Annotated in this window: 21 protein-coding genes and 1 pseudogene; 15 read left to right on the top strand and 7 right to left on the bottom strand. The window is 67.1% G+C overall.

All coding sequences use genetic code 11. From position 1 onward, the window contains the following. The first annotated feature begins 13 nt into the window (after positions 1-13). The 13 genes and pseudogenes from rfbF (at position 14) to LRS07_RS05660 (ending at position 14,347) form a co-directional block, all read left to right on the top strand. Entirely contained in the window at positions 14-787 is a 774-nt protein-coding gene (gene rfbF / locus LRS07_RS05720; RefSeq protein WP_260501014.1) for a glucose-1-phosphate cytidylyltransferase, read from the top strand. After that, positions 778-1,875 (top strand): CDP-glucose 4,6-dehydratase, encoded by a 1,098-nt coding sequence (gene rfbG, locus LRS07_RS05715; protein WP_260501013.1) that lies wholly within the window; start codon positions 778-780, stop codon positions 1,873-1,875. Before rfbF ends, rfbG begins: the two co-directional genes overlap by 10 nt. Then, a pseudogene (gene rfbH / locus LRS07_RS05710) lies at positions 1,872-3,223 on the top strand (lipopolysaccharide biosynthesis protein RfbH). The gene rfbG and the pseudogene rfbH overlap by 4 nt, the downstream one beginning before the upstream one ends. Before the next feature lie 8 nt (positions 3,224-3,231). Continuing rightward, complete coding sequence (locus tag LRS07_RS05705; protein ID WP_260501012.1) at positions 3,232-4,125, top strand: NAD-dependent epimerase/dehydratase family protein; 894 nt, start codon at positions 3,232-3,234, stop codon at positions 4,123-4,125. Continuing rightward, the gene (locus LRS07_RS05700; RefSeq protein WP_260501011.1) at positions 4,122-5,147 is read left to right on the top strand and encodes a GDP-mannose 4,6-dehydratase; all 1,026 of its coding nucleotides are present in this window, start codon (positions 4,122-4,124) and stop codon (positions 5,145-5,147) included. The genes LRS07_RS05705 and LRS07_RS05700 overlap by 4 nt, the downstream gene beginning before the upstream one ends. A gap of 96 nt (positions 5,148-5,243) precedes the next feature. Then, the gene (locus tag LRS07_RS05695) at positions 5,244-6,422 is read left to right on the top strand and encodes an MATE family efflux transporter (RefSeq protein WP_260501010.1); all 1,179 of its coding nucleotides are present in this window, start codon (positions 5,244-5,246) and stop codon (positions 6,420-6,422) included. Further along, positions 6,365-7,447 (top strand): glycosyltransferase family 2 protein, encoded by a 1,083-nt coding sequence (locus tag LRS07_RS05690; protein ID WP_260501009.1) that lies wholly within the window; start codon positions 6,365-6,367, stop codon positions 7,445-7,447. The genes LRS07_RS05695 and LRS07_RS05690 overlap by 58 nt, the downstream gene beginning before the upstream one ends. Positions 7,448-7,519: 72 nt before the next feature. Further along, the gene (locus LRS07_RS05685) at positions 7,520-8,092 is read left to right on the top strand and encodes an acyltransferase (RefSeq protein WP_260501008.1); all 573 of its coding nucleotides are present in this window, start codon (positions 7,520-7,522) and stop codon (positions 8,090-8,092) included. Then, a complete protein-coding gene (locus tag LRS07_RS05680; RefSeq protein WP_260501007.1) occupies positions 8,089-9,321 on the top strand; it encodes a hypothetical protein in 1,233 nt (410 codons plus the stop codon). The genes LRS07_RS05685 and LRS07_RS05680 overlap by 4 nt, the downstream gene beginning before the upstream one ends. Before the next feature lie 31 nt (positions 9,322-9,352). Continuing rightward, on the top strand, positions 9,353-10,588 hold the full coding sequence (locus tag LRS07_RS05675; RefSeq protein WP_260501006.1) for a glycosyltransferase family 9 protein: 1,236 nt from the start codon (positions 9,353-9,355) through the stop codon (positions 10,586-10,588). Further along, the gene (locus LRS07_RS05670; RefSeq protein WP_260501005.1) at positions 10,585-12,018 is read left to right on the top strand and encodes an O-antigen polymerase; all 1,434 of its coding nucleotides are present in this window, start codon (positions 10,585-10,587) and stop codon (positions 12,016-12,018) included. The genes LRS07_RS05675 and LRS07_RS05670 overlap by 4 nt, the downstream gene beginning before the upstream one ends. Continuing rightward, entirely contained in the window at positions 12,018-13,118 is a 1,101-nt protein-coding gene (locus tag LRS07_RS05665; protein WP_260501004.1) for a glycosyltransferase family 4 protein, read from the top strand. The genes LRS07_RS05670 and LRS07_RS05665 overlap by 1 nt, the downstream gene beginning before the upstream one ends. Positions 13,119-13,129: 11 nt before the next feature. Then, complete coding sequence (locus LRS07_RS05660; RefSeq protein ID WP_260501003.1) at positions 13,130-14,347, top strand: glycosyltransferase; 1,218 nt, start codon at positions 13,130-13,132, stop codon at positions 14,345-14,347. Positions 14,348-14,590: 243 nt separating this feature from the next. Here the strand turns inward: LRS07_RS05660 and LRS07_RS05655 are convergent, their stop codons facing one another. Genes LRS07_RS05655 through LRS07_RS05645 form a run of 3 tightly spaced genes read right to left on the bottom strand, consistent with a single transcriptional unit; the run spans position 14,591 to position 18,107 of the window. Continuing rightward, positions 14,591-15,574 carry a GDP-L-fucose synthase family protein gene (locus LRS07_RS05655; RefSeq protein WP_260501002.1) on the bottom strand — a complete coding sequence of 328 codons (984 nt, stop codon included), beginning with the start codon at positions 15,572-15,574 and terminating at the stop codon, positions 14,591-14,593. Positions 15,575-15,587: 13 nt separating this feature from the next. Continuing rightward, complete coding sequence (gene gmd, locus LRS07_RS05650; RefSeq protein WP_260501001.1) at positions 15,588-16,715, bottom strand: GDP-mannose 4,6-dehydratase; 1,128 nt, start codon at positions 16,713-16,715, stop codon at positions 15,588-15,590. A gap of 60 nt (positions 16,716-16,775) precedes the next feature. After that, complete coding sequence (locus tag LRS07_RS05645; RefSeq protein WP_260501000.1) at positions 16,776-18,107, bottom strand: UDP-glucose dehydrogenase family protein; 1,332 nt, start codon at positions 18,105-18,107, stop codon at positions 16,776-16,778. A 155-nt stretch (positions 18,108-18,262) separates the two neighbouring features. Here LRS07_RS05645 and lysS point away from each other — a divergent pair, with 155 nt between their 5' ends. Next, entirely contained in the window at positions 18,263-19,777 is a 1,515-nt protein-coding gene (gene lysS / locus LRS07_RS05640) for a lysine--tRNA ligase (protein ID WP_260500999.1), read from the top strand. Between the two features lie 11 nt (positions 19,778-19,788). After that, positions 19,789-20,343, top strand: coding sequence for a PNPOx family protein (locus tag LRS07_RS05635; protein WP_260500998.1), 555 nt, complete (start codon positions 19,789-19,791; stop codon positions 20,341-20,343). A 19-nt stretch (positions 20,344-20,362) separates the two neighbouring features. On the opposite strand, the gene LRS07_RS05630 is transcribed toward LRS07_RS05635, so the two are convergent. The 4 genes from LRS07_RS05630 to LRS07_RS05615 are packed head-to-tail and all read right to left on the bottom strand — an operon-like array spanning position 20,363 to position 24,398. Then, entirely contained in the window at positions 20,363-21,454 is a 1,092-nt protein-coding gene (locus tag LRS07_RS05630) for a DUF3108 domain-containing protein (RefSeq protein ID WP_260500997.1), read from the bottom strand. Beyond that, positions 21,439-23,181: a M61 family metallopeptidase gene (locus LRS07_RS05625; protein ID WP_260500996.1), complete on the bottom strand. Its 1,743-nt coding sequence runs from the start codon at positions 23,179-23,181 to the stop codon at positions 21,439-21,441. The genes LRS07_RS05630 and LRS07_RS05625 overlap by 16 nt, the downstream gene beginning before the upstream one ends. Positions 23,182-23,197: 16 nt before the next feature. Next, positions 23,198-23,650 carry a DUF3429 domain-containing protein gene (locus LRS07_RS05620; protein WP_260500995.1) on the bottom strand — a complete coding sequence of 151 codons (453 nt, stop codon included), beginning with the start codon at positions 23,648-23,650 and terminating at the stop codon, positions 23,198-23,200. A gap of 28 nt (positions 23,651-23,678) precedes the next feature. Further along, on the bottom strand, positions 23,679-24,398 hold the full coding sequence (locus LRS07_RS05615; protein WP_260500994.1) for a DsbC family protein: 720 nt from the start codon (positions 24,396-24,398) through the stop codon (positions 23,679-23,681). Between the last annotated feature and the right edge of the window lie 34 nt (positions 24,399-24,432).

Below are 24,432 nucleotides of genomic sequence, written 5' to 3'. Positions count from 1 at the left end.
CGGAGAGAACGACATGAAAGCAGTGATTCTGGCCGGTGGCCTGGGCACCCGGCTGAGCGAAGAGACCAGCGTGCGCCCGAAGCCGATGGTGGAGATCGGCGGCAAGCCCATCCTGTGGCACATCCTGAAGATGTACGCCCACCATGGCGTGAACGACTTCGTGATCTGCTGCGGCTACAAGGGCTACGTCATCAAGGAGTACTTCGCCAACTACTTCCTGCACATGTCCGACGTCACCTTCGACATGCGCAGCAACCGCATGGAAGTGCATCACAAGCGGGCCGAGCCGTGGAACGTGACGCTGGTCGACACCGGCGACGACTCGATGACCGGTGGCCGCCTGCTGCGGGTAGCCCGCTATGTGAAGGACGACGAGGCCTTCTGCTTCACCTATGGCGATGGCGTGGGGGACATCGACATCGGTGCCTCGATCGCCTTTCACCGCCAGCACGGCAAGGCCGCCACCCTGACCGCCACGTTCCCACCGGGCCGGTTCGGGGCGCTGGACATCCACGATGGCCGCGTGCACAGCTTCAAGGAAAAGCCGAAGGGCGACGGGGCCCGCATCAACGGCGGCTTCTTCGTGCTGTCACCCCGGGTGCTGTCCTACATCGAGGACGATGGCACGGTGTGGGAGCAGGACCCCCTGATGAGGCTGGCAGCGGACGGCGAGTTGATGGCGTGGGAGCACGACGGCTTCTGGCAGCCGATGGACACCCTGCGTGACAAGCACCTGTTGGAAGAGCTGTGGGCCGCGGGGCAGGCGCCCTGGAAAACATGGGAGTGAGCGTGGCGAACGTCGACACGTCCATCGCTCAGGTGGACCCCGCCTTCTGGCAAGGCAAGCGGGTCTTCCTCACCGGCCACACGGGCTTCAAGGGCAGCTGGCTGTCGCTGTGGCTGCAGAGCCTGGGCGCCGAGCTGCAGGGCTTCGCGCTGGCGCCACCCACCTCACCCAGTCTTTTCGAGCAGGCCAGGGTGGCCGAGGGCATGACCTCGCACATTGGTGACATCCGCGACGCGGAGGCCTTGACGGCCTCCATGGCGGCCTTCCGCCCCGACATCGTCCTCCACATGGCCGCTCAGCCCCTCGTCAGGCTGTCCTACCAGGAACCCGTCACGACCTACGCCACCAACGTCATGGGCACCGTGCACCTGCTGGAAGCGGTGCGGCGAGCCGGCAGCGTGCGGGCGGTGGTCAACGTCACCACCGACAAGTGCTACGACAACCGAGAGTGGGTCTGGGGCTACCGTGAAGATGAGCCGATGGGCGGCCACGACCCCTACTCCAACAGCAAGGGCTGTGCGGAACTGGTGAGCGCGGCCTACCGCAAGTCGTTCCTGGCGCCGGCCGGCATCGCGCTGGCCACGGCCCGGGCGGGCAACGTCATCGGCGGGGGCGACTGGGCGGCCGACCGACTGGTGCCGGACGTGCTCCGTGCGCTGGAGAAGCGCCTGCCCGTGCAGATCCGCAACCCGCACGCCATCCGCCCATGGCAACACGTGCTGGAACCGCTGTCCGGCTACCTGGTGCTGGCCCAGCGCCTGTTCGGGCAGGGTCAGGACGCGGCCGAGGGCTGGAACTTCGGCCCGCGGGACGAGGATGCGCGGCCGGTGCAGTGGATCGTCGAGCACCTCTGCGACAGTTGGGGTGACGGCGCCACATGGACCCTGCAGCCGGGCGACCACCCGCACGAGGCGACCTTCCTCAAGCTCGACATTTCCAAGGCGCGACAACGGCTGCAGTGGGCGCCGCGCTGGTCGCTGGAGACGGCCCTGAAGCGCATCACCGACTGGCACCAGGCCTGGCTGGACGGCCAGGACGTGCGTTCCCTCTGCCTGAATCAAATCACTCGGTACCAATCCGGCACATGAGCACCACCACCGTTTCCTTCCAGCCGCAACTGGACAGCCTTCGCCGCCAGATCGGCGAACTGGTCCAACAGTACGCCGACATCGCTTACGCGCCCAAGCCGTTCGTGCCCGGCGAGAGCGCGGTGCCGGTGTCCGGCAAGGTGATCGGCGCGGGCGAGCTGAAAATGATGGTCGACGCCTCGCTGGACGGCTGGCTGACCACCGGCCGCTTCAACGCGATGTTCGAGCAGCGGTTGGCCCAGTTCATCGGCGTGAGGCACCTGATCACGGTGAACTCCGGCTCGTCGGCCAACCTCGTCGCGTTCTCCACGCTGACCAGCCCCAAGCTGGGCGACCGCGCCATCCGGCAGGGCGACGAGGTGATCGGTGTGGCGGCCGGCTTCCCGACCACCGTCAACCCCATCCTGCAGTTCGGTGCGGTGCCGGTGTTCGTCGACGTCGACCTCGCCACGCACAACATCGACGCCAGCCAGATCGAGGCGGCGATCTCGCCCAAGACCAAGGCCATCATGCTGGCCCACAGCCTGGGCAACCCGTTCAACCTGGAGGTGGTGACCGCGCTGTGCCGCAAGCACGGCCTGTGGCTGGTGGAGGACTGCTGCGATGCGCTGGGCGCCACCTACGACGGCCAGATGGTCGGCACCTTCGGCGACATCGGCACGCTGAGCTTCTACCCCGCCCACCACATTACCATGGGCGAAGGCGGTGCCGTCTTCACCAACAATGCCGAACTGAAGCTCATCGCCGAGTCCTTTCGCGACTGGGGCCGCGACTGCTACTGCCCCCCGGCAAGGACAACACCTGCAACCAGCGCTTCTGCTGGACCAAGAAGGAACTGGGTGGCAACCTGCCCGATGGCTACGACCACAAGTACACCTACAGCCACCTCGGCTACAACCTGAAGATCAGCGACATGCAGGCCGCCTGTGCGCTGGCGCAGATGGACCGCGTGGACGAGTTCATCGCCAAGCGACGCGCGAACTTCGCGTACCTGAAGAACCGCCTGCAGAGCTGCGCCGAGTTCCTGCACCTGCCCGAAGCCACGCCCAGGTCCGAGCCGTCATGGTTCGGCTTTCCGCTGGTGGTCAAGGAGAGCAGCGGCGTCAAGCGTGCCGACCTGATCAACTACCTCGAAGAGCACAGGATCGGCACCCGTCTGCTGTTTGCCGGCAACCTGACCAAGCAGCCGTACATGGCGGGGCGCAACTACCGCGTCAGCGGCGAGTTGACCAACACCGACGTCGTGATGAACCACACCTTCTGGCTGGGCACGTTTCCGGCGCTGGGCGAGCCGCAACTGGACTACATCGCGGACAAGCTTGAAGCGTTTTTCGGGATCGGCTTCTGAGGCAGGCCGTGAAGATCCTTCTGACGGGCGGCAGCGGCTTCCTCGGCAGCGCATTGGCCTGCGCGCTGCACGACCGGGGCGACGACGTAGCCCTGCTGCTGCGCCGGTCGTCGGACGTGACGCGGCTCGGTGGCCGTGGGTTCGACATCGAACGGCCGTCCGACGACGAAGGCGTCGCCGCGTTCGTGTCCCGGTTGCAGCCCGACGCCATCGTCCACACCGCCTGTTCCTATGGCCGGCAGGGAGAGGGGCTGCTGCAGTTGCAAGATGCAAATGTGCGCCTGGGGCTCGCGTTGCTGCAGGCGACCCTGGCGCTGCCGCCCTCGGGCGGTCCACGCCTGTTCCTCAACACGGGGACCGCGCTGCCCCCCACCGTCGGACCGTACGCCCTCAGCAAGCACCACTTCACCGACTGGGGCCGCCAGCAGGCGAGCACGGCTCCGGACAGGCTGCGCTTCATCAATGTCCAACTCGAACACATGTACGGGCCCGGCGACGACGAGAGCAAGTTCACCAGCAAGGTGATCGAAGCCTGCCGCACGCACGCACCCGCGCTGCCGCTGACGGCGGGCGAGCAGCGCCGTGACTTCATCTACATCGACGATGTGGTACAGGCCTACGCCACCCTGCTCGACCGGGCCGGCTCGTTCGGGCCGACCGCCGACGTTCCGGTCGGCTGCGGCACGGCCCCGACGGTCCGCGAGTTCGTGGAGACGGTGCACCGGCTGTGCGGTTCGCGCACCGACCTGCGGTTCGGTGCCGTGCCGTACCGCGCGAACGAACCGATGTGCTGCCAGGCCGACCTCACGTCGATGCACCGCCTCGGATGGAAACCTCGCTGGACCCTAGAGGATGGCCTGAAGCGCACCCTGGGGCTCGACTCACGCCACACACGACCATGAAACTCCTCATCACCGGTGGCTGCGGCTTTCTCGGCAGCAACCTGGCGGCACACGCACTGGCCCAAGGCATCGAGCTGTGCGTGTTCGACAGCCTCTACCGACACGGCTCCCAGCTCAACCTGCAGTGGCTCAAGGCAATAGGCGGCTTCGAGTACGTGCACGGCGACGTGCGGAACGCGAACGACGTGGCGCGCACCGTCCAACGCTTCCGTCCGGACGCGGTGTTCCACCTGGCCGGACAGGTGGCCATGACCACCTCCATCGCGGACCCTCGGATGGACTTCGAGGTCAACGCGTTGGGCACCTTGAACCTGCTGGAGGCGGTGCGGGAACACGCGCCGGAGGCGGCCGTCTTCTACTCGTCCACCAACAAGGTGTACGGCGATCTGGAGCAGTACCGCTACGAGGAGACAGAGACGCGCTGGGTGTGCCGGGACCGCCCCGACGGCTTCGACGAGGAGACGCCGCTCGACTTTCATTCGCCGTACGGCTGCTCGAAGGGCGCTGCCGACCAGTACCTACGCGACTACCACCGCATCTTCGGTCTCAAGACGGTGGTCTTCCGCCACAGCTCGATGTATGGAGGCCGGCAATATGCGACCGCCGATCAGGGCTGGATCGGCTGGTTCTGCCAGATGGCCGCACAGACGCGGGCGGGCGCGAGGTCTGAGCCGTTCACCATCTCTGGCAGCGGCAAGCAGGTGCGAGACGTCCTTCATGCCCAGGACATGATCGCGTTGTACTTCTCTTCGCTGGGCCGCGTCGACGATCTGGCCGGAGCCGCCTTCAACATCGGCGGCGGGATGGCGAACAGCCTCTCCCTTCTGGAACTGTTCAACCTGCTGGAGCAGCGCATCGGCCAACCGCTTTACTACCGCCGCTTGCCGCCGCGGGAAAGCGACCAGCGGGTGTTTGTGGCCGATATCAGCCGAATGTCCGCACTGACCGGGTGGCGACCACAGGTGTCGGCGGCCGAAGGCGTTGGCCGCATGCTGGAGTGGGTTACATCAACCACCTCCTGAGCCGGTCTCGGCATGACACCTTTTCTAACGATACTCGCCGGCTGGCTGGCGCGCTTCGTGGTAGTTGGCTGCGGCCTGCTTAACACCCGACTGCTGTTGTCGTCGCTGCAGGTACCGGAGTACGCGGCTTACGCGATCGTCGTCTCGCTGGGGCCTTGGTGGAACCTGCTCAACGTGGGCGTGCCTAGTACAGCACAGAACGAAATCGCAGAACTTCGGGCGGTTGGGCAGGACGTGCAACCCCTGCGCGAGACGGTGCTTAACGCAGCGTTATGGGCTGCGCTTGTCGGCACGGTATTGAGCTGGCCTCTGGGGGCAGCCCTGCACCACACCTTGCTGAGCGCCCATGCCAGCGTCTCGTTGACGGGCGTCGCCCTCCTGTGCTGCGGGCTGTGCATAAACGCGATGAGCATGGTGGCCAACCAGGTGCTGTTCGGCCTCCATAGGGCTTGGTTGCCCAACGTGGTGCCGGGTGTACAGGCGCTGGGCGCCAGCGCTGTGCTGTGGCTACTGCACCGCACGGGCGGCATGAGCTTCGAAGGGGCGGCGATCAGCTTCGTCCTTCCTGCGGCATTGTCTTTCTTGCTCAGCATCGCGGCCGCGAAGTCCACCACCCGCTTGCACATGGACGTTGCACTATTGCGAAGCCTTTTGCGCCGCAGCCTGCCCTTCCTGCTGCTTGCGGCCCTAGCTGCGGCGACGCTGTCGGTGGACTACGTGATCATGGCCCGCATCCTTCCTGCCGTCGAAGTGGTGGAGTACAGCCTCGCAGGCAAGGTCTTCGCGGTGCTATTGTCCGTTCACGCCGTGGTGCTGACCACCGCCTGGACGCCGCTATCAGACGCTCACTTCACCGGCGACCGGGCCCTGCTGCGGCGCCGTGTGAGACAACTGTTGATGCTAGGCGGTCTGCTGGTCCTGCTGCCCTCCGGTCTGCTGCTGGTGTTCAAGCAGCCAGTATTCGAACTGATCACCGGTAGCGCCGAAGTACAAGTGCGAGACAGCTTGCTTCTGGCATGGGTTGGCTACGTGGTACTGAGGGTGTGGTGCGACACGTTCGCCGTTGCCCACATGAGCGCAAAGCGGACGCGCCTTTTGAACGCCTACATCCCGTTCCAAGCCGTCTTTAGCATCTTCGGGCAGTGGGTGCTGGGCCAGCGGCTGGGCGCTTTAGGAGTCATGCTCGGATTGTGCGGCTCCTTCCTGCTGACGGCAGCATGGGTCCTACCTTTGCGCTTCTACCAGCAGACAAAACCTCAAATATCCCTACCGTGATCCCACCTCTCCTTACCGATACCCCGCCGGTCATTTCGGTAGCCATCCCAACGTACAACCGCGCGCAGCGGTTGCAAGACACGCTGGAGCGCCTGGGCCGTCACCCCGAGTTCATGGATCCGCGGATCGAGGTAGTCATCTCCGACAACGCGTCCACCGACGCGACGTCTGCAGTGGTGACGTCTTTTGCGGACCGAACGGGTAAGGCGATCCGATTCCGGCGAAATCCGACCAACCAAGGCATTGACGGCAATATTCACGCGGTGTCGCGACTGGCGACCGGTCGCTATCTGCTGCTTATGTCGGACGATGACCTGCTGCTGCCAGGCGCGTTGGGCCACCTGTTGAAGATGGTGGACGACACACCAAGCCTGCTGTTTTGCTTCGTCAACGGAGGCTCGTTCACCGGCCGCTACGACCCGGCGGCAACGTTGCCCCCTCTGGTACCCCTGCAGGCGCCGCTGTACACCGACGATCCGAATGAGTTGCTGACCACCATTGGCGTATGGTCGACCTTTATCTCCTCGTTCTTCGTCGAAAGGCAGGCGTGGCTGAACGTGCCTAATGCCGAGGCCTTCATCGGTTCGGACATCTATCTCACCCATGTGCTGTTCCGCCTATTGGCCCGCGAGCGGCCTCGGCCGAGCTCGGTGACGGCGACCCAATGGCTGGCCGCTCGAGCCGAGTACACCGGCAGCTTCAGGGTCTTCCATGCGTTTGGGCATAGCCTATTGAAGCTACTCACGCACGACGCACCCGCGATCGGTCTGGATCCCGCCGCCATGCGTCGAATCAAGCTGCAGATCATCCGCCGCGCGTTACCACCAATGGTGCTCATGGTGCGCAGTCTGGAAGGCAGGCCACGGGCGCTGGTTGCCCCGGAGTTATTGTCGCTACTGCGGTACACCTGGCGTGAGCCGCTGGCTTGGGTGTTCCTGCTGCCGGTCGCACTACTCCCACTTCCCGTCCTGCAACGGCTCATGAGGTTCAAGCGCAAGCTACTGAAGCGTTCGGTGTTTGCCTAACCTCCTGACCACCTATACATGTCGTCTTTTGTTCGATTGACCACCAGCGTATTTGGTCGACTTCACCGGTCGATGGCCATCCTGCTTTCGCGCTGGCATGCAGCCCAGTTCGCGCAATGCGGGCCAGGTTCGGATATCCGCGAACCGCGCAAGATCTTAGGCGGACGGTACATGCGCATTGGCGCCTGCTTCGAGGCCTTCCCAGGTCTTCGCATCGAAGCCTTCGACCGCCACCTCGACAAGCACTTCAAGCCACGCCTTACGATCGGTGATCGCGTCAGCATCAACTACGACTGCCACATCGGCTGCGTCAACGAGGTGTCCATCGGCAACGACGTGCTTTTAGCCAGCCGAGTTTACATCGCGGACCACGGCCACGGGGACCCTGTTTACTCGGACATTGACCTGCCCCCGTCGCGACGGAGAGTGCACTCCAAAGGCCCCGTGGTGATCGAGGATGGGGTGTGGATAGGCGAGGGCGCCTGTGTACTCCAGGGCGTTCGCATAGGGCGTCACGCGATTGTCGGCGCTAACGCGGTCGTTACCCGAGACGTGGCGCCTTACACCATCGTCGCGGGCAGTCCGGCCCGCACCGTTCGAACGCTGAACCGACCCGCCAACGGCGACGCGCCAGCCTTACCATGACCCAAATCTTCACCATTACCGCCCGCAATTACCTGAGCCTGGCCTTAACCTTGGGACAGTCGGTGGCGCAGCATCATTCGGAGATCGTCTTCACCATCTTCATTGCCGATGGACTTGATGGTGTCGAGGACGTTCAACTGCCCAACGGTCACCGCTTGCTCGATGCGCGCGCAGTGCTGCCACCATCGGTCTTCATGGATCTGGCCTTCAAATACGACGTGACCGAGTTCTGCACGTCATTTAAACCGACTGCATTCTCTTACCTTTTCGACGAGGATCCGAATACCGACATGGTGTTCTACCTGGACCCAGACACTCGTTTGTACGGTCGACTTGATCCAATCGTTAACGCCGCTCCAAGCAAGACCCTCTTCCTCGCGCCGCACTTGCTCGACTGTCGCGTGGCTGACGACAACCCTTACCCCGAGTACCACCACCTGTGGGAAGGAATTTTCAACCTCGGGTTTTGTGCATTGCGGCGCACCGAGACGACACCCAAGGTGCTGCAATGGTGGGATGCGCGTTTGCGCGAGTACTGCTACGCCGACCACACCGATGGACTCCACACCGATCAGAAGTGGATGGACTATGCGCCGGTGTACTTCATCGATGACTTGCACGTGGTAAGACACCGTGGGGCCAACGTGGCGCATTGGAACCTCGTAGAGCGCCCGCTGACACTTCAAGGCGATAGTTATTTCGCTGGGCCGGATCCACTGATCTTCTTCCATTTCTCCGGCTTCAACTTCAAAGGAAAAACGCTCAACAAGCTGGTCGACGCTCAAGCGCAACAGGCCTACGGCAGTGCTGAGCTCGACGCTTTTGCGGAAGACTATCGACAGGCGGTAAAGCGCAATGGATACGACCGCTTCATCGGTTTGCCCTATGGCCATGGCGCCTTCGACGATGGCACTCCGGTGTCCAAACCGCACCGCCGTCTGTACCGCAGCTTTGTTCGGAATACACCGGTTTCGCAGCCATTCTCGGCGTCGGGCAACTTCTACTGCGCACTCCGAGCCGGTGGGCTGTTGGACCGCAGCGCAGCAGCCAGCGCCAACTATTCCAAGGCCACAGTAGGCAACCTGTCGCAGAAGCTGCGCTTGGCGGGGAGTTGCCTGCGCTGGGTAGCTCGTGCCCTCGGGTTCAAGCGCTATGCCCAGATGGTCAAGCTGTTTGCCCATCTCGGCCGTTTCGAAAATCACGGCTTCCTGGTCGACGACCGGCGCTGAAACGGTGCGGATCTTGACAGAGCCCAAAAGTATGCCGCCGCCACGCGCCGACCAGCGACCGCTGCCGCCGCAGCGAGGGCGCTACTTCGCGCGGAACCGGCTAGCCAACGTGCTGCTGTATGCGGTGGACGCCACGTTGGCGCTATTCGTCGGCATCTGGCGCCGTTTGTGGCCGCCAACGGCTGGTACACCTGTCCGGCGGGTGCTCGTCGCCAATGGGGCACACCTCGGTGATGTCGTGCTGGCCACCGCCGTCCTGCCGTTGCTGAAGGACGCACTCCCCGGGGTACAGATCGGCATGCTGGTCGGCAGCTGGGGTTCCCCCGTGGTCGAAAAGCATCCGCTGCTCGACTGGGTGCACCGGGTTGACCACTGGCGCATAAGCCGGGCACCGCACACGCGCAGGGTCAAGCTCGCCTGCTGGTGGAGGACGCGACGACAAGCGCTGCGCGAAATCCGAGCCGTCCGCTACGACGTCGCCATCGACCTCTACTTCTACCTGCCCAACTCGATCGCGCTGCTGTGGCAAGCCGGCATCCCTCGGCGCATCGGCTACACCAGTGCCGGGCTGGGACCGCTGTTGACGCAGGCGCTCGACGTTCAAATGCAGGGCAGTCGGCGCTCAATGCTTGAACACCACCTGACCTTGCTGCGCGAAATTCCTGGGATCGGCGCGGCGGACCGCCTTCCGGCCCGGCCGGTGCTGCCGCGCCACCTCATCGACGTGGCGTCACTCGTCGGCGAGGGGCCCTTTGTTGTGCTACACGCCGGCTCAGGCTCGCCACGCAAGGATTGGCCTGAGTCGTCATGGTTGACGCTGGGTCGGCAGTTCCAAGCGCAAGGGCGTCGCTTGGTCCTGACCGGCGCCGGCCCTCGAGAACGGGAAAAGGTGGCGCGATTGCACGCTGGTTTACCGCAGGCGCTCGACCTGTGCGACCGCTTGCCTTGGGCGGCTTTCGTCGAGGTGCTGGCGAAAGCGGAACTGGTTGTGTGCAGCGATTCAGTGGCTGCCCACATTGCCGCGGCAGTGGATGCGCCTGTGGTTGTCACCGGCCACGGGATGACCAACCGCTTCCTCTGGCAGCCGCCATCGACAAGGGCCCGCGTGCTCGTCAACCAGGTGCCATGCGCTCCGTGCTATCGCAATCAAGGCTGCGCCACGATGGACTGCCTGCGCGGCATCGAGCCGGCTGAGGTCGCAGCCTGTGCCACCTCCCTGCTCATTCCGGCGCCTGCGGCCCATACGGCGCTGGAAAGCCGGACATGAGCTCGCCACTTTCGGCTGCACCGTCGGTCCGTCGGTTGAGATCGTCGTTCTCGGTCGGCGCGCTGGCGCTCTCCGGGGCAATGCTTCTCGGCGCGCTGGGCGTTCAACTGCTCGACGCCGCGATGTCGCTGCCTCTGGCCAGCCGCTTTGCCTCGGCGTTGCTGGGGGTACTCGCAGCACTGTGCTTCGTCCGCGCCACTTACCGCGACGCCAATCTGTTCCTGTTCTCTCCAGGCTTCTGGCTAGCTGTCACCGTGCTCTTCTACTTCGTTCTGAAGGGATTGAGCTTATGGGTGAAGGACGAGGTAACGCCCAGCCTCGTCACCGTTCTATGGCTGACCGCTGTTTTTCTGCTGTGCTATGGCGTTGGCTACAGCCTCACTGATACGGCTTTGAGAGATGGACGTCGGTCGGCCAACACCCCGACTTGGGATGTCGCCATACCGCGCGGCGGAGAATGGGCCCTGCTCGTCGTGTTTGGCATGTTCAAACTGCTGGGCATTTCGCTGATGGCCCGAAGCGGGGGAGGAGATGCGTTGGAGGTGGCCGCGGCCACCCAAAACGCCGGTGCTGGCTACCTGTACAAGATTCCCTTCGCAGCCAACGTCATCTGCTTCGCGCTGCTGCGGGAGTGGGTGCGCCACCGTCGCGCCCGATCTGCGGCGGGTATGGCGTTGCTGCTCTACCTCGTGGAGGCCATCCTCAACACCAGTCGACTGTCCATCATCATATTGGTGCTGACGCTGGCTTTTCTGATCCACCGTTACCGCCGCCCGCTGTCTTTGAAGCTGCTCGGTGTCGTGTGCCTGCCCTTGGTGGTCGTGGTGGTGCTCTTTGGCTACGCGCGCAACGTCGAGGTCGGATCGGCAGGGGCATATGTCGAAGCGGCTCGCGTGCTCGTTGATGAACCTGCGCTCGTCAGCGACTTGTTCCTGTCGCGGCTGGACATGCTGCCGGAGATGGAGATGGCCATCGATCTGATGCAAAGCCGCGCACTTCCGGCGCTGGACGGCGGCTCCTACGTATGGTCGCTCACGCACTCCATTCCGCGCACCGTGTGGGAGACCAAGCCTTTGCTGACAGCCGCACTGGTCACCTCGCACACCCACCCGGGCGAGTTTGAAGCAGGCGTAAACATCTTTCCCTCGCTGGTCGTTGAAGGGCTGCTCAACTTCGGCATAGCCGGCGTCCTCCTGAATGGTCTAGCGTTGGGCTTCGTGGCCCGGCAGTTCGAACGTTTGCTCGACAGCGAACGCTTGGTGCCCGCCGTATGGGGTCTGAGCCTGCTGACGTTTCCGATGGGCCTGTTCAACGAAGGAGTGCACAGCAACTACGTGGCCAGCATTCTTTACACGGCATTTATCTCGTGGATGCTGTACCGCATCCTGCTTCTGATCGGCGCGTTGCGCAGAGTTCGGCACCGAACCTGATGTACATCAACGGAAAGTTCTTGGCCCAGCCGATCACCGGCGTGCAACGATATGCCCTCCACGTCTTGCTGACGGTCGACTCACTGTTGCAAGAAGGTCAATGGGTGACCAACGAGCCCCTAGTGCTGCTGGCGCCCACTACGCACCTGCACGCGACGGCGGCCTTCACGCGCTTGGAGGTGCGCGAGATTGCCGCTGGTCATCTCCACCTTTGGGAGCAATGGCGGTTGCCGCGTGCAACCCGCGGCGATCGGCTGTTGAATCTGGCGGGTAGCGCACCCCTGTTCAAGCGTGGACAGATTTGCACCTTCCACGACACAGCTGTGTTTGACATGCCTCAGGCCTACAACCGCGCCTTTACATGTTGGTACCGACTGTTGTTCACGGTGCAGGGCCGGCTGAGCCACCGCCTACTCACGGTGTCCGATTTCTCCAAGGCCCGCATTTGCCATCATCTGCGCGTCGACCCCGGAAAGGTCGGCGTCGTGCACGGCGCCGCTGATCACATGCTCGCGCATCAGGCGGACTACGGGGTGCTGCCCCGTCTGGACGTCACGCCTGGCCGCTACTTCATCGCCGTGGGTAGCGCCAATCCGACAAAGAACTTTGCCCGCTTGGTGGAGGCATTCGCCGGCCTGCCGCAGGCGGACACTCGCCTCGTGGTGGTAGGTGGCAGCAATTCGGCGGTGTTCAATGACCGCGAGGAAAAGGGTTGTCACGATGCGCGCATCGTGCGTGCCGGCCGCCTCACGGACGCCGAACTGAAAGCGTTGTACATCCACGCACGCGCTTTCGTCTTCCCATCGGTTTACGAGGGTTTCGGCCTGCCACCCATCGAGGCCATGCTGTGCGGCTGCCCGGTGTTGGCTGCACGCGCTGCCTCCATCCCAGAAATCTGTGGTCCCGCCGCCGCCTACTTTGACCCGCTGTCACTGACGTCCATGCGCAAGGCAATGGCTCGTGCGCTACACGACGATACCTGGCTGGACAGCCTGCGTGCGGCGGGACGCGAACGCGCCTCTCTTTTCAGTTGGCACAATGCTGCGACCGGCCTGCTGCAGCAATTGGCATCGCTTGGCGTGGTGCGGCGCGCCGCCTAAGACCCGTGCCAATGAACGGATCCATTCATCCGATAGCGTCCCTGAGGCCGGCGCCACCGCCCCTGCGCTGCCTCCAGCTGACAAAGTTCTATCCGCCCGTCGATGGCGGCATCGAGACCGCGGTGCGCGACATTGCCGAGGGATTGACCGCACGCCGCTGGCAGGTTGAGGTGCTGTGCGCAAACCTCGTGGCACGGACGTTGAGCGAACCCGGCGCCATACCGGTCACGCGAGTGGCGTCCTGGGGCCAAGTTGCCTCGACCTCCATGACGCCATCGCTCCTCCCTTGGCTGCGCAAGCGCCAAGCGGGGCAGCAGGTGGTGCACGTGCACCTGCCCAACCCGATGGCCAACCTGGCGCTGTGGTGGACCCGCCCGGATGCGCGGCTAGTGGTGCACTGGCACAGCGACATCGTCAAGCAGCAGCGACTGCTGCGGCTGTACGCGCCGCTGCAGGAGTGGCTGCTGCGCCGTGCCGACGCCATCATCGCCACCTCCCCCCCGTACGCCGCCTCCTCAAGCTGGCTCCAGCCACACCGGCATAAGGTGCACGTCGTTCCGCTATGCGTGCGGGACGCCTGCCCGGCGGACGGCATGAAGCGCCAAGCACCGGCCGCCGATGCGCTGCGCGCGCGACACGCCGGCAAAAGGATCGTCTTCGCGCTCGGCCGTATGACCTACTACAAGGGCTTCGACGTGCTGATCGACGCCGCTAGCCGGCTAGACGACAGCACCGTTGTGCTCATCGGCGGCGGCGGCGAATTGCTGGCGCCGCTGCGCGCCCGCGTCGCGGCGGCTGGTCTCGGCCACCGTGTCCACCTGCTCGGCCGCATCGCCGACGCCGACCTGGCGGCGTACTACGAAGCTGCCGACGTTTTCTGCCTACCGTCACTGATTCGGTCTGAAGCCTTTGGCCTGGTGATGCTGGAGGCTATGTCTTTCGGGCGCCCGGTGGTGGCGACTCATATTGAGGGCTCCGGGGTGCCCTGGGTGAACCAGGACGGCGAGACCGGGCTCAATGCCCAGCCCGGCAATGCGGCGTCTTTGGCCGGGGCGCTGAGCCGCCTACTGGACGACCCGGCGCTGGCGAGGCGCCTTGGCGCCGGCGCACGCCGCCGCTATGAAACCCACTTCACGCCGCAGAAGATGATCGATGCGCTGCTCGAGGTCTATGCAAGCCTCGGCCTGCACGCACCACCCAAGGCTGAGGCGGAGGCCCGACTTGCATAGCCGGACCGCCGGACGGGTCCTTCAACAAGGTTGGGCGCAGAACTTCTTCCACTCGGTGCGATGACCAGGGCGTCGGCGCCTTTGAGGGCTTCGTTGGCACTGGCGGAGTAGGTCGCCCCGTCGCTGGGGGTCAATGGCGCGTTGCCTTCGCTATGGGGACCGGGTCGTAGGCGTGCAGGATGGCGTCGCGCTAGAGCAGCGCGTCGATGAGGATGCGGCTCTGAGGGACTGCCCAGAAGCGGCTCAGGCATGGCTCGAGCCCTTGAAGGCGCGGTAGGCGGCGGTCAGTCCGTCAGTCAGCCCAACGGTCGCCTTCCACCCAGCGCCGTGCAGCACAGCCACATCCATCAGTTTGCGGGGCGTGCCGTCCGGCTTGCTGGTGTCGTAGCCAATGCGCCCTTTGAAGCCCACTGCCTTGGCCACGAGGATCGCCAGTTCGACGATGGTGACGTCCTCCCCGACCCCGATGTTCACCAGCGGCGGCTCGAACCGTCCGGTCGCGCTTTCATCACTGCCCAGCAGCGCCTCAAACCGATCGTCGGGTAGGCTCATAAGGAACACGCAAGCATCCGCCATGTCGTCCGAATACAAGAACTCCCGCCGCGGCGTCCCTGTCCCCCACACCGTCACCGTGTCATCCCCCCGCATCTTCGCCTCGTGAAACTTCCGGATCAACGCCGGGATGACATGGCTGTTGGTCGGGTGGTAGTTGTCCCCCGGGCCGTACAGGTTGGTCGGCATGGCCGCCAGGTACTGCGTGCCGTACTGCCGGTTGTAGCTCCAGCACATCTCGATGCCGGCGATCTTGGCGATGGCGTAGGGGCGGTTGGTGGGCTCGAGCGGGCCGGTCAGCAGGTCCTTCTCACGCATCGGCTGCGGCGCGTGCTTGGGGTAGATGCAGCTGGAGCCGAGGAACAGCAGCCGCTTGACGCCGTTCAGGTACGCCGCATGGATGACGTTGGTCTGGATGGCCAGGTTGTCGCGGATGAACTCGGCCGGGTAGGTGTTGTTGGCGACGATGCCGCCCACCTTCGCGGCGGCGAGGAAGACGTACTCCGGCTTCTCCTGCTCGAACAGCTGGCGCACCGCGCGCTCGTCGGTCAGGTCGACCTCGGCGTGGGTGCGCAGGATCAGGTTCTCATAGCCGTCGCGCTGCAGCCGGCGGACGATGGCCGAGCCGACGAGGCCGCGGTGGCCGGCGACGTAGATGCGGGCGTGGCGGTCCATGGCGGTCACACCCTCACTCGTGGTGGTCGTAGGCCTTGAACCCCGCCAGCTTGACCAGGCTGTCGCGCCGGGCGGCGGTGAAGTCGGCCTCGACCATTTCCTTCACCAGCTCCTGCAAGGTGGTCTTCGGTGTCCAGCCCAGCTTCTGCTTGGCCTTGGTCGGGTCGCCCAGCAGCGTCTCCACCTCGGTCGGCCGGTAGTAGCGCGGGTCGACGCGGACGACCACGTCGCCGGGCTTGCACTTGGCCTTGACCTCGCCGCCCACGGCCTCCACCTTCTCGACCGTCGCGATCTCCTGGTCCCCCTCGCCGCTGAAGGCCAGCGTGATGCCGAGCTCCTTGGCCGACATCTCGACGAACTGCCGCACGCTGTACTGCACGCCGGTGGCGATGACGAAGTCCTCGGGCTGGTCCTGCTGCAGCATCAGCCACTGCATCTCGACGTAGTCCTTGGCGTGGCCCCAGTCGCGCAGCGCGCTCATGTTGCCCAGGTACAGGCAGTCCTGCAGGCCCAGCGCGATGCGGGCGATGGCGCGGGTGATCTTGCGGGTGACGAAGGTCTCGCCGCGCAGCGGGCTCTCGTGGTTGAACAGCACGCCGTTGCAGGCGTACAGGCCGTAGGCCTCGCGGTAATTCACCGTGATCCAGTAGGCGTAGAGCTTGGCCACGGCGTACGGGCTGCGCGGGTAGAAGGGCGTGGTCTCCTTCTGCGGCACCTCCTGCACCAGGCCGTACAGCTCCGACGTGCTGGCCTGGTAGAAGCGGGTCTTCTTCTCCAGCCCGAGGATGCGGATCGCCTCCAGCAGCCGCAGCGTGCCGATGCCGTCGGCGTTGGCGGTGTACTCCGGCTCCTCGAAGCTCACCGCGACGTGGCTCTGCGCCGCCAGGTTGTAGACCTCGTCCGGCTGCACCTGCTGCACGACGCGGATCAGGTTGGTCGAATCGGTCAGGTCGCCGTAGTGCAGCTTGAACCGGGGGTTCGGCTCATGCGGGTCCTGGTAGAGGTGGTCGATGCGGTCGGTGTTGAACAGGCTGGCCCGCCGCTTGATGCCGTGAACCTCGTAGCCCTTGGCCAGCAGCAGTTCGGCCAGATAGGCGCCGTCCTGGCCGGTGACGCCGGTGATGAGTGCAACTTTGGACATGAGCGAGCGGAACACGCGAGGAAGGCCGTATTGTGGCCGCTCGCGCCACCGCCTTCGCCCTCAGGCGGCCCGCCCCACCCCCCGGTACTCGAACCCCATCCGCTTCAGCCAGCCGGGCTCGTACAGGTTGCGGCCGTCGAAGATCACCGGCTGCTTCAGCGTCGCCTTGATGTCGTCGAAGTCGGGCGCGCGGAACTCCTTCCACTCGGTGACGATGACCAGGGCGTCGGCGCCTTCCAGCGCTTCCAGGGCGCTGGTCGCGTAGCTGAGGCCGGGGCGCTCGCCGATCGCCCGCCGGGCCTCGGTGATGGCCACCGGGTCGTAGGCCTGCAGGGTGGCCCCCCGCTGCAGCAGCGCCTCGATGAGCACCCGGCTCGGGGCCTCGCGCATGTCGTCGGTGCCCGGCTTGAAGGCCAGGCCCCACAGCGCGAAGCGGCGACCCGCGAGGTCGGGGCCGAAGCGCTCGACGATCTTGTCGACCAGCACCTGCTTCTGCCGCTCGTTGACGTTCTCCACCGAGCCCAGCAGTTCCAGCCCCATGCCGGCCTCCTCCCCGGACCGCAGCAGCGCCTTCACGTCCTTGGGGAAGCAGGAGCCGCCGTAGCCACAGCCGGCGTACAGGAAGTGCGTGCCGATGCGGGGGTCGGCGCCGATGCCCTGCCGCACCCACTCGATGTCGACGTTCAGCCGCTCGGCCAGGCGCGACAGCTCGTTCATGAAGCTGATGCGGGTGGCGAGCATGGCGTTCGCGGCGTACTTGGTGAACTCCGCACTGCGCCGGTCCATCACCAGGAAGCGGTCGCGGTTGCGCACGAAGGGCCCGTAGATGGCGCGCAGCGTCTCCACCGCGTCCTCGTCCTCGCCGTCCACGCCGATCACCACCCGGTCCGGTCGCATGAAGTCGGCGAGGGCCGCGCCCTCCTTGAGGAACTCGGGGTTGGACACCACCGAGAACTTCAGGTCCACGCCGCGCTGCCTGAGCGCGTCGGCCACCACCGCCTCCACCTTGTCACCGGTGCCCACCGGCACGGTGCTCTTGTCGACGATGACCTTGGACGCGGTCATGCGCTCGCCGATGCTGCGGGCGGCGGCGAGCACGTACTGCAGGTCCGCCGAGCCGTCTTCGTCCGGCGGCGTGCCCACCGCGATGAACTGCACCTTGCCGTGCGCCACGGCGCAGTCGACGTCTGTGGTGAAGTCCAGGCGGCCGGCCTCCGCGTTGCGCCGGACCATGTCACCCAGCCCGGGCTCGTGGATGGGCAGCTCGCCGGCGTTCAGGATCTCGATCTTGCGCGGGTCGACGTCCAGGCACATGACGTGATTGCCCATCTCGGCCAGGCAGGCGCCGGTGACCAGGCCCACGTAACCGGTGCCGATGACCGTGATCTTCATGCTGATTCCTCCCGGTTGTCGCGATCGCAAGAAGCGGGCCGATTTTAGGTTCGACCCCATGCCCGCCTCGCCGCGACCACCGGTGTGGGGGGAGCCCGCCGCCTAGAATCCAGGCCCCTTTCGTCCATCGTTCACGCCTTCCCGAGCCCGCCTTCATGAGCCAATCCGCCGCCCCCGCACAGGACCCCAACCACCTGATCGCCGAGCGCCGCGAGAAGCTCGCCGCGGTGCGGGCGCAGGGCGTGGCCTTTCCCAACGACTTCAAGCCGACGCACCACGCGGCCGACCTGCAGACGGCCTACGGCCCGGTGGACAACGCCGAGCTGGAACCCCAGCGGGTGGTGGTGAAGGTGGCCGGCCGGCTGATGCTCAAGCGCGTGATGGGCAAGGCCAGCTTCGGCACGCTGCAGGACGGCTCGTTCGGGCCGACGCACGGCCGCATCCAGCTCTACGTCGGCAGGGACGCGGTGGGCGAGGCGGCCTACGAGGCCTTCAAGCACGGGGACCTGGGCGACATCCTCGGCGCCGAGGGCGAGCTGTTCAAGACCCGCACCGGCGAGCTGTCGGTCAAGGTCACCTCGGTGCGGCTGCTGACCAAGAGCCTGCGCCCGCTGCCGGACAAGTTCCACGGCATGGCGGACCAGGAGCAGAAGTACCGCCAGCGCTACGTCGACCTGATCACCGACGAGGCGGCACGGGCACGCTTCGTCGCCCGCAGCAAGGCCATCTCGTCGATCCGCGGCTACATGGTCGAGCACGGCTTCCTGGAGGTGGAGACGCCGATGCTCCACCCCATTCCCGGCGGCGCCAATGCCAAGCCGTTCGTCACGCACCACAACGCGCTGGACCAGGAGATGTTCCTGCGCATCGCGCCGGAGCTGTACCTGAAGCGCCTCATCGTCGGCGGCTTCGAGCGGGTGTTCGAGATCAACCGGAGCTTCCGCAACGAAGGCATCTCGGTGCGTCACAACCCCGAGTTCACGATGATGGAGTTCTACGCGGCGTACTGGAACCACCACGACCTGATGGACTTCACCGAGAACGTGCTGCGCCATGCGGCGCGGGCCGCCACCGGCTCGATGCGCCTGCCCTACGCCGGCCGCGAGGTGGACCTGGAGACGCCGTTCACCCGCCTGACCATTCCGCAGTCGCTGGTGGCGCACGCCGGCGTGAGCGAGGCCGAGGCGCGCGACCCCGTGGTGCTGCGCGCCAGGCTGCAGGCCCTCGGTGAAGCGGTGCCCGCGCACTGGACCTTGGCCGAACTGCAGTTCGGCCTCTTCGAGGCCGCGGTGGAGGACAAGCTCTGGGCGCCGACCTTCATCGTCGACTACCCCGTCGAGGTGTCGCCGCTGGCGCGCGCGTCCGACACCGACCCGACGATCACCGAGCGCTTCGAGCTCTTCATCACCGGCCGTGAAGTGGCCAACGGCTTCTCCGAGCTCAACGACGCCGAGGACCAGGCCGCGCGCTTCCAGGCGCAGGCGAACAACAAGGCCGCGGGCGACGAAGAGGCGATGTACTACGACGCCGACTTCATCCGTGCGCTGGAGGTCGGCATGCCGCCCACCGGCGGCTGCGGCATCGGCCTCGACCGGCTGGTCATGCTGCTGACCGACTCGCCCAGCATCCGCGACGTCATCCTCTTCCCGGCGCTGCGCCGCGAGGCCTAGCGCCCGCGGGCATGGCCGCGCCGCACGACCTGGACGCCCTTCATGCCGCGGTCTGGCAGGAGTTGGCACGTGCGGTGACCGACCGCGACCATGCCTGGCGGCTCGGCGTGCTGGCCACGGTGGACGACGGACGGCCCGACGCCCGCACCGTGGTGCTGCGCGAGGTCGAACCGGCGGCCCGGCTGCTGCGGCTGTACACCGACGCGCGCAGCGCCAAGGTGCGGCAGCTGCTGCTGCAGCCGCGCGGCTGCCTGGTGCTGTGGTCGCCGGGCTTGAGCTGGCAGGTGCGGCTCGACCTCGAACTGGCCGTCGACCGCGACGGACTGGCCGTCAGCTCGCGCTGGGCCCGGCTGGCCCTGACCTCGTCCGCGCGGGACTACCTCTCGCCACTGGCGCCGGGCGCCGACCTCGAGCCCACCGCCACGCCGGCGCCCCCGCTGGACCGCCGCAACCACTTCGCGGTGCTGCACGGCCGGGTGCTCGGCATCGACTGGCTGGAGATCGGGGTGCCGCACCGGCGTGCCGCCTGGTCGCGCGACGGCGCCGGGCGCTGGCTGCAGCCCTAGGTCGTCCCGCCAGCGGCCTTCAGCGGCCCGGCCCCGCCTGCCACGGCGGCTGCTCGATCAGCAGGTCCAGTTCGGCGCCGCGCGGGTCGGCGATGTGGATGCGCACCGGCAGGTACTGGAGGCTGGGCGCGAACCAGGCCTCGGCCGTCATCACGCCGCCGGCGCGCTCCGGCGCCTGCGGCCGGTGCGGCCGCACATGCCAGGCCGGCACCGCGCCGAAGGGCGTGGCCACCAGCGCCTCGCCCACCACCTCGTAGCGCCAGGTGTCCAGCCGCCGGGGCAGCGCCACCGGCAGGTCGACGTGGCGGCCGATGGCCAGCAGCGACGGCTGCAGCGTGAACAGGAAGCTCAGCTGCACGAACTGGCTGGCGCTGTCCTGCACGCCGGCGGGCAGCGCCAGCTCGCTGCCGTCGTTCAGCACCAGCGCCGCCGGACCGAACGCCACGCCGGCGCGGCGCTCGCGGCCCATCACCGCGGTGCGCTCCTCATAGCGCCGCGGCTTCAGGCCGTCGGCGGTCAGCGTGCCGTCGCTGGTCATGCGGCGGGAGGCGACCAGCCCCACCTCGACGTCCAGCTGCACCTGGTAGCGCTCGCCGTCGCGGATCCACTGCACCCGCGCCCAGCCGTCCAGCGGCCCCCGGAAGTCGCCGGTGACGCGGTAGTCGAGCCGGGTCGACGGCGGCCATTCGAAGGGTGGTGTTTCGGCCACCGCCGGGGCGGCGGCCGCGGGCGGTGCCTCGACCGCCGTCTCGGGTGGGGGCGCCACCGGCTCGGCCGACGCCTCGACCGACGCGAACGCGGGAGCGGATTCCGCCACCGCCTGCGAGGGACCCTCGGCGGCCGAGGCGGCCATCGACGGCGACGGCGACGGCGCCGCGGCCGGCCGCGCCGGGGGCCGGCGGGGCCGGGGCGGGGCGGACGGCGGCGGCGGTTCGGCGGGCTCCAGGCTGCGCGTGAAGACCGCCTCCATCCGGCGCAGCGGCGGTGGCTCCGGCGGCTCGCCCATGCGCTGGCCGATCGCCTGCAGCAGCAGGCCGTGCAGCGCCACCACCGCCAGCAGCAGGGCCGCCGCGCGCAGGCGACGGCCTTTGGGGATCAGCGTCCCAGCCATGCGCGGCGCAGCGCCGCCGCAGGGTCGTCGGCCGGCGCGGCGACCGTGGCGAGGGAGAACTGCGCCGGCGCTGCCGCCGGCGTCACGCCCACCTCGTGCAGGCGCTGGTCGCGCGCCAGCAGCAGCCGCAGCGGCTGGCCGTCCAGCCGCCATTGCTGCGCCTCGTCCAGCCGGCGCAGGCGCCAGCCGTCGGCGCCCAGCAGTTCGTCGCCAGCGCCGATGCCGGCCGCTTCGCCCGCACCACCGGCGAGCACCTGCCGCACCTGGATGCCGGTCACCGGGCCTTCGGACAGCTTGAGCCCCAGCGCCGCGGCCAGCCCGGTCTGCGGCTCGGCCTTGGCCTGCACGCCGGCCGCGGCCAGCAGCGCCACCAGCGGCAGGTCGTCGGTGCCGTGCACCCACTGCACCAGCTGCTCGGCGATGGCGGCGCCGTCGGCGCCCCCTGCCCGGCGCACCGCGTCCAGGATGTCGGCCTCGCCGATCGGCCCGCCGCCGCCGCGCTGCCACAGGTCGTGCATCACCGCGTCCAGCGTGCCGCCGGCGCGGCGCAGCGACAGGTCCAGCGCCAACGCCACCAGCGAGCCCTTGGTGTAGTAGCTCACGGTGGCGTTGGGGGTGTTCTCGTCCTGGCGGTAGTACTTCACCCAGGCGTCGAAGCTGGCGTCGGCCAGGCTCTGCACCTTGCGCCCCGGCGTGGCGAGCACGCCGTTGATCGCCTTGCCCAGCAGCTGCAGGTAGCGGGCCTCGTCGATCAGGCCGGCGCGCACCAGGAACAGGTCGTCGTAGTAGGAGGTGAAGCCCTCGAAGAACCAGAGCAACCGGGTGTAGTTCTCCTGCCGGTAGTCGAGCCGGGCGAACTCCGCCGGCTTCAGCCGCTTGACGTTCCAGGTGTGGAAGTACTCATGGCTGATCAGCCCGAGCAGGGTGGCGTAGCCCTCGCTCGGCGCGCCGGCCTGCCCCTTCCGCGGCAGGTCCTTGCGGCCGCAGATCAGCGCGGTGCTGGCGCGGTGCTCCAGCCCGCCGTAGCCGTCGTCCACCGCGTTGAGCAGGAACACGTACCGCTCGCAGGGGCTGCCGCCCCAGAAGGCGATCTGCGCGGCGCAGATCGCCTGCGCGTCGGCCAGCAGCCGTTCGCCGTCGAAGCCCGGCCAGGCGCCGGTCACGGCGAACTCGTGCGGCACGCCGCCGGCCTCGAAGCGGCCGCGCCAGAAGGTGCCCAGCTCCACCGGGTGGTCGACCAGCTCGTCGTAGTCGGCGGCCTCGAAGTGGTGGACGGCCCCGGGGCGGGGTTTCAGCGCCGTGGCCACTTCCCAGCCCTCGGGCAGCGGCCCCAGGCTCAAGGTGTGCGGCCGCGTCTCCTGCCCTTCGACGCGCAGCAACAGGCTGGTGCCGTTGAAGAAGCCGCGTTCGCCGTCGAGGAAGGCGGCCCGCACGGATCGGTCGAAGGCGTAGACCCGCCAGCGCAGCGTCAGCGGCCCGGGCCGGCCGCTGCGCACCCGCCAGCGCGCCTTGTCCAGTTGCTCGACCGGCACCGGCTGGCCGTCCTGCTCGGCCTGCAGCGCCGACAGGTGCCGGGCGAACTCGCGCACCAGGTAGCTGCCGGGAATCCACACCGGCAGCGAGACGCACAGGCCGTCGTCGGCATCGGGCACCGTCAGCGTGACGGCGAAGCGGTGGGCGCGGGGGTCGTCGAGTTCGACGTGGTACTGCAGGGGCGAGGTGGTCACGGGGGCGGTCAGTCGGTCAGGCGCCGGCCGCGCCGAGGAAGCAGCTGAACGCGGCGACCACGCTCAGCCGGAAGCGCAGCGTCAGCCAGTGGGCCAGCCCCTCGTCCCGGTAGACCCTGCGGTCGACGAGGTAGCACGCCACCAGCAGCGCGCCCAGCACCACCAGGCCGGAGGCCGGCGGCATCATCGCGCCCACCCAGGCGCCGAGCGGCGTGGCGATGCCCCACCACCAGCGCCCCGGTGGCGGCGACGGCCGGCGCATGGCCAGCCCCCAGTGCAGCGCGCCGAGGAAGCTGACGATGGTCGCCGCGTAGGTCGACAGCGCCAGCAGCACGTAGGGATGCGCCTCGGGCTGCACCACCCACACCAGCCCCGCGCCGGCGACGAAGGGGATCAGTCCCGCATGCCCCAGCCGCCGGGGCAGCGCGTCGGGGCCGGGCACGACGGGAACGGCGGCGGTGATGTCCATGGCGGCCATTGTCGCCAGCCGTCAGGGGCTAGCCTTTCGAGACGTCCTGCAGCTTCTGCTCCACCTGCTCCATCGGCACCGCGCCGGGGATGCGGCTGCCGTCCTCGAAGAAGATCGACGGCGTGCCGGTGATGCGGTGCTTGCGGGCGAAGGCCAGGTTGCGGTCGAGCGCGGCGGTGTCGCACTGGCCCATCGGCTTGGGCGGGCTGGCCTGGTCCAGCATCCAGCCGCGCCAGGCGGCGGTGCTGTCCTTGGCACACCAGATGGCCTTGGACTTCTCGGCCGAGTCGGGCCCGAGGATGGGGATGATGTAGGTGTAGACCGTGGCGTCCTTCAGGTCGCTGAGCGAGCGTTCGAAGCGCTTGCAGTAGCCGCAGTTGGGATCGGCGAAGACGGCCAGCTTGCGCTTGCCGTTGCCGGTCTTCCACACCACCGCGTCCTTCGGCGACAGGCTGGCGAAATCGATGGCCGACAGCTTGTCCAGCCGCTCCTGCGTCAGGTTGCGGCGCGACCTGACGTCGGTGATCTGCCCCTGCATCACATAGCGGCCCTGCTCGTCGGTGTAGAGCACGTCCTGGCCGATGCGGATCTCCCACAGGCCGGGCACCGGCGTCCTCACCACCTCGTCGATCTTGGGCAGCACGTCGGCCAGGTTCTTGCGGATGGCCGCCTCCTGGGCGACGGCGGGCAGCGCCAGGACGGCGAACGCGGCGGCCAGCAGCGGCCGGCGGGCAAGGCGGAAGGACATCTCGGTTCCTCGGAGGGGCGAACCGGGATGATAG

Origin of the sequence: Aquabacterium sp. J223 (genome assembly GCF_024666615.1) — a bacterium.
Classification (GTDB): domain Bacteria; phylum Pseudomonadota; class Gammaproteobacteria; order Burkholderiales; family Burkholderiaceae_C; genus J223.
Note: the sequence above shows the minus strand (reverse complement) of the source record. Positions and strands in the feature narration are given on the sequence as shown.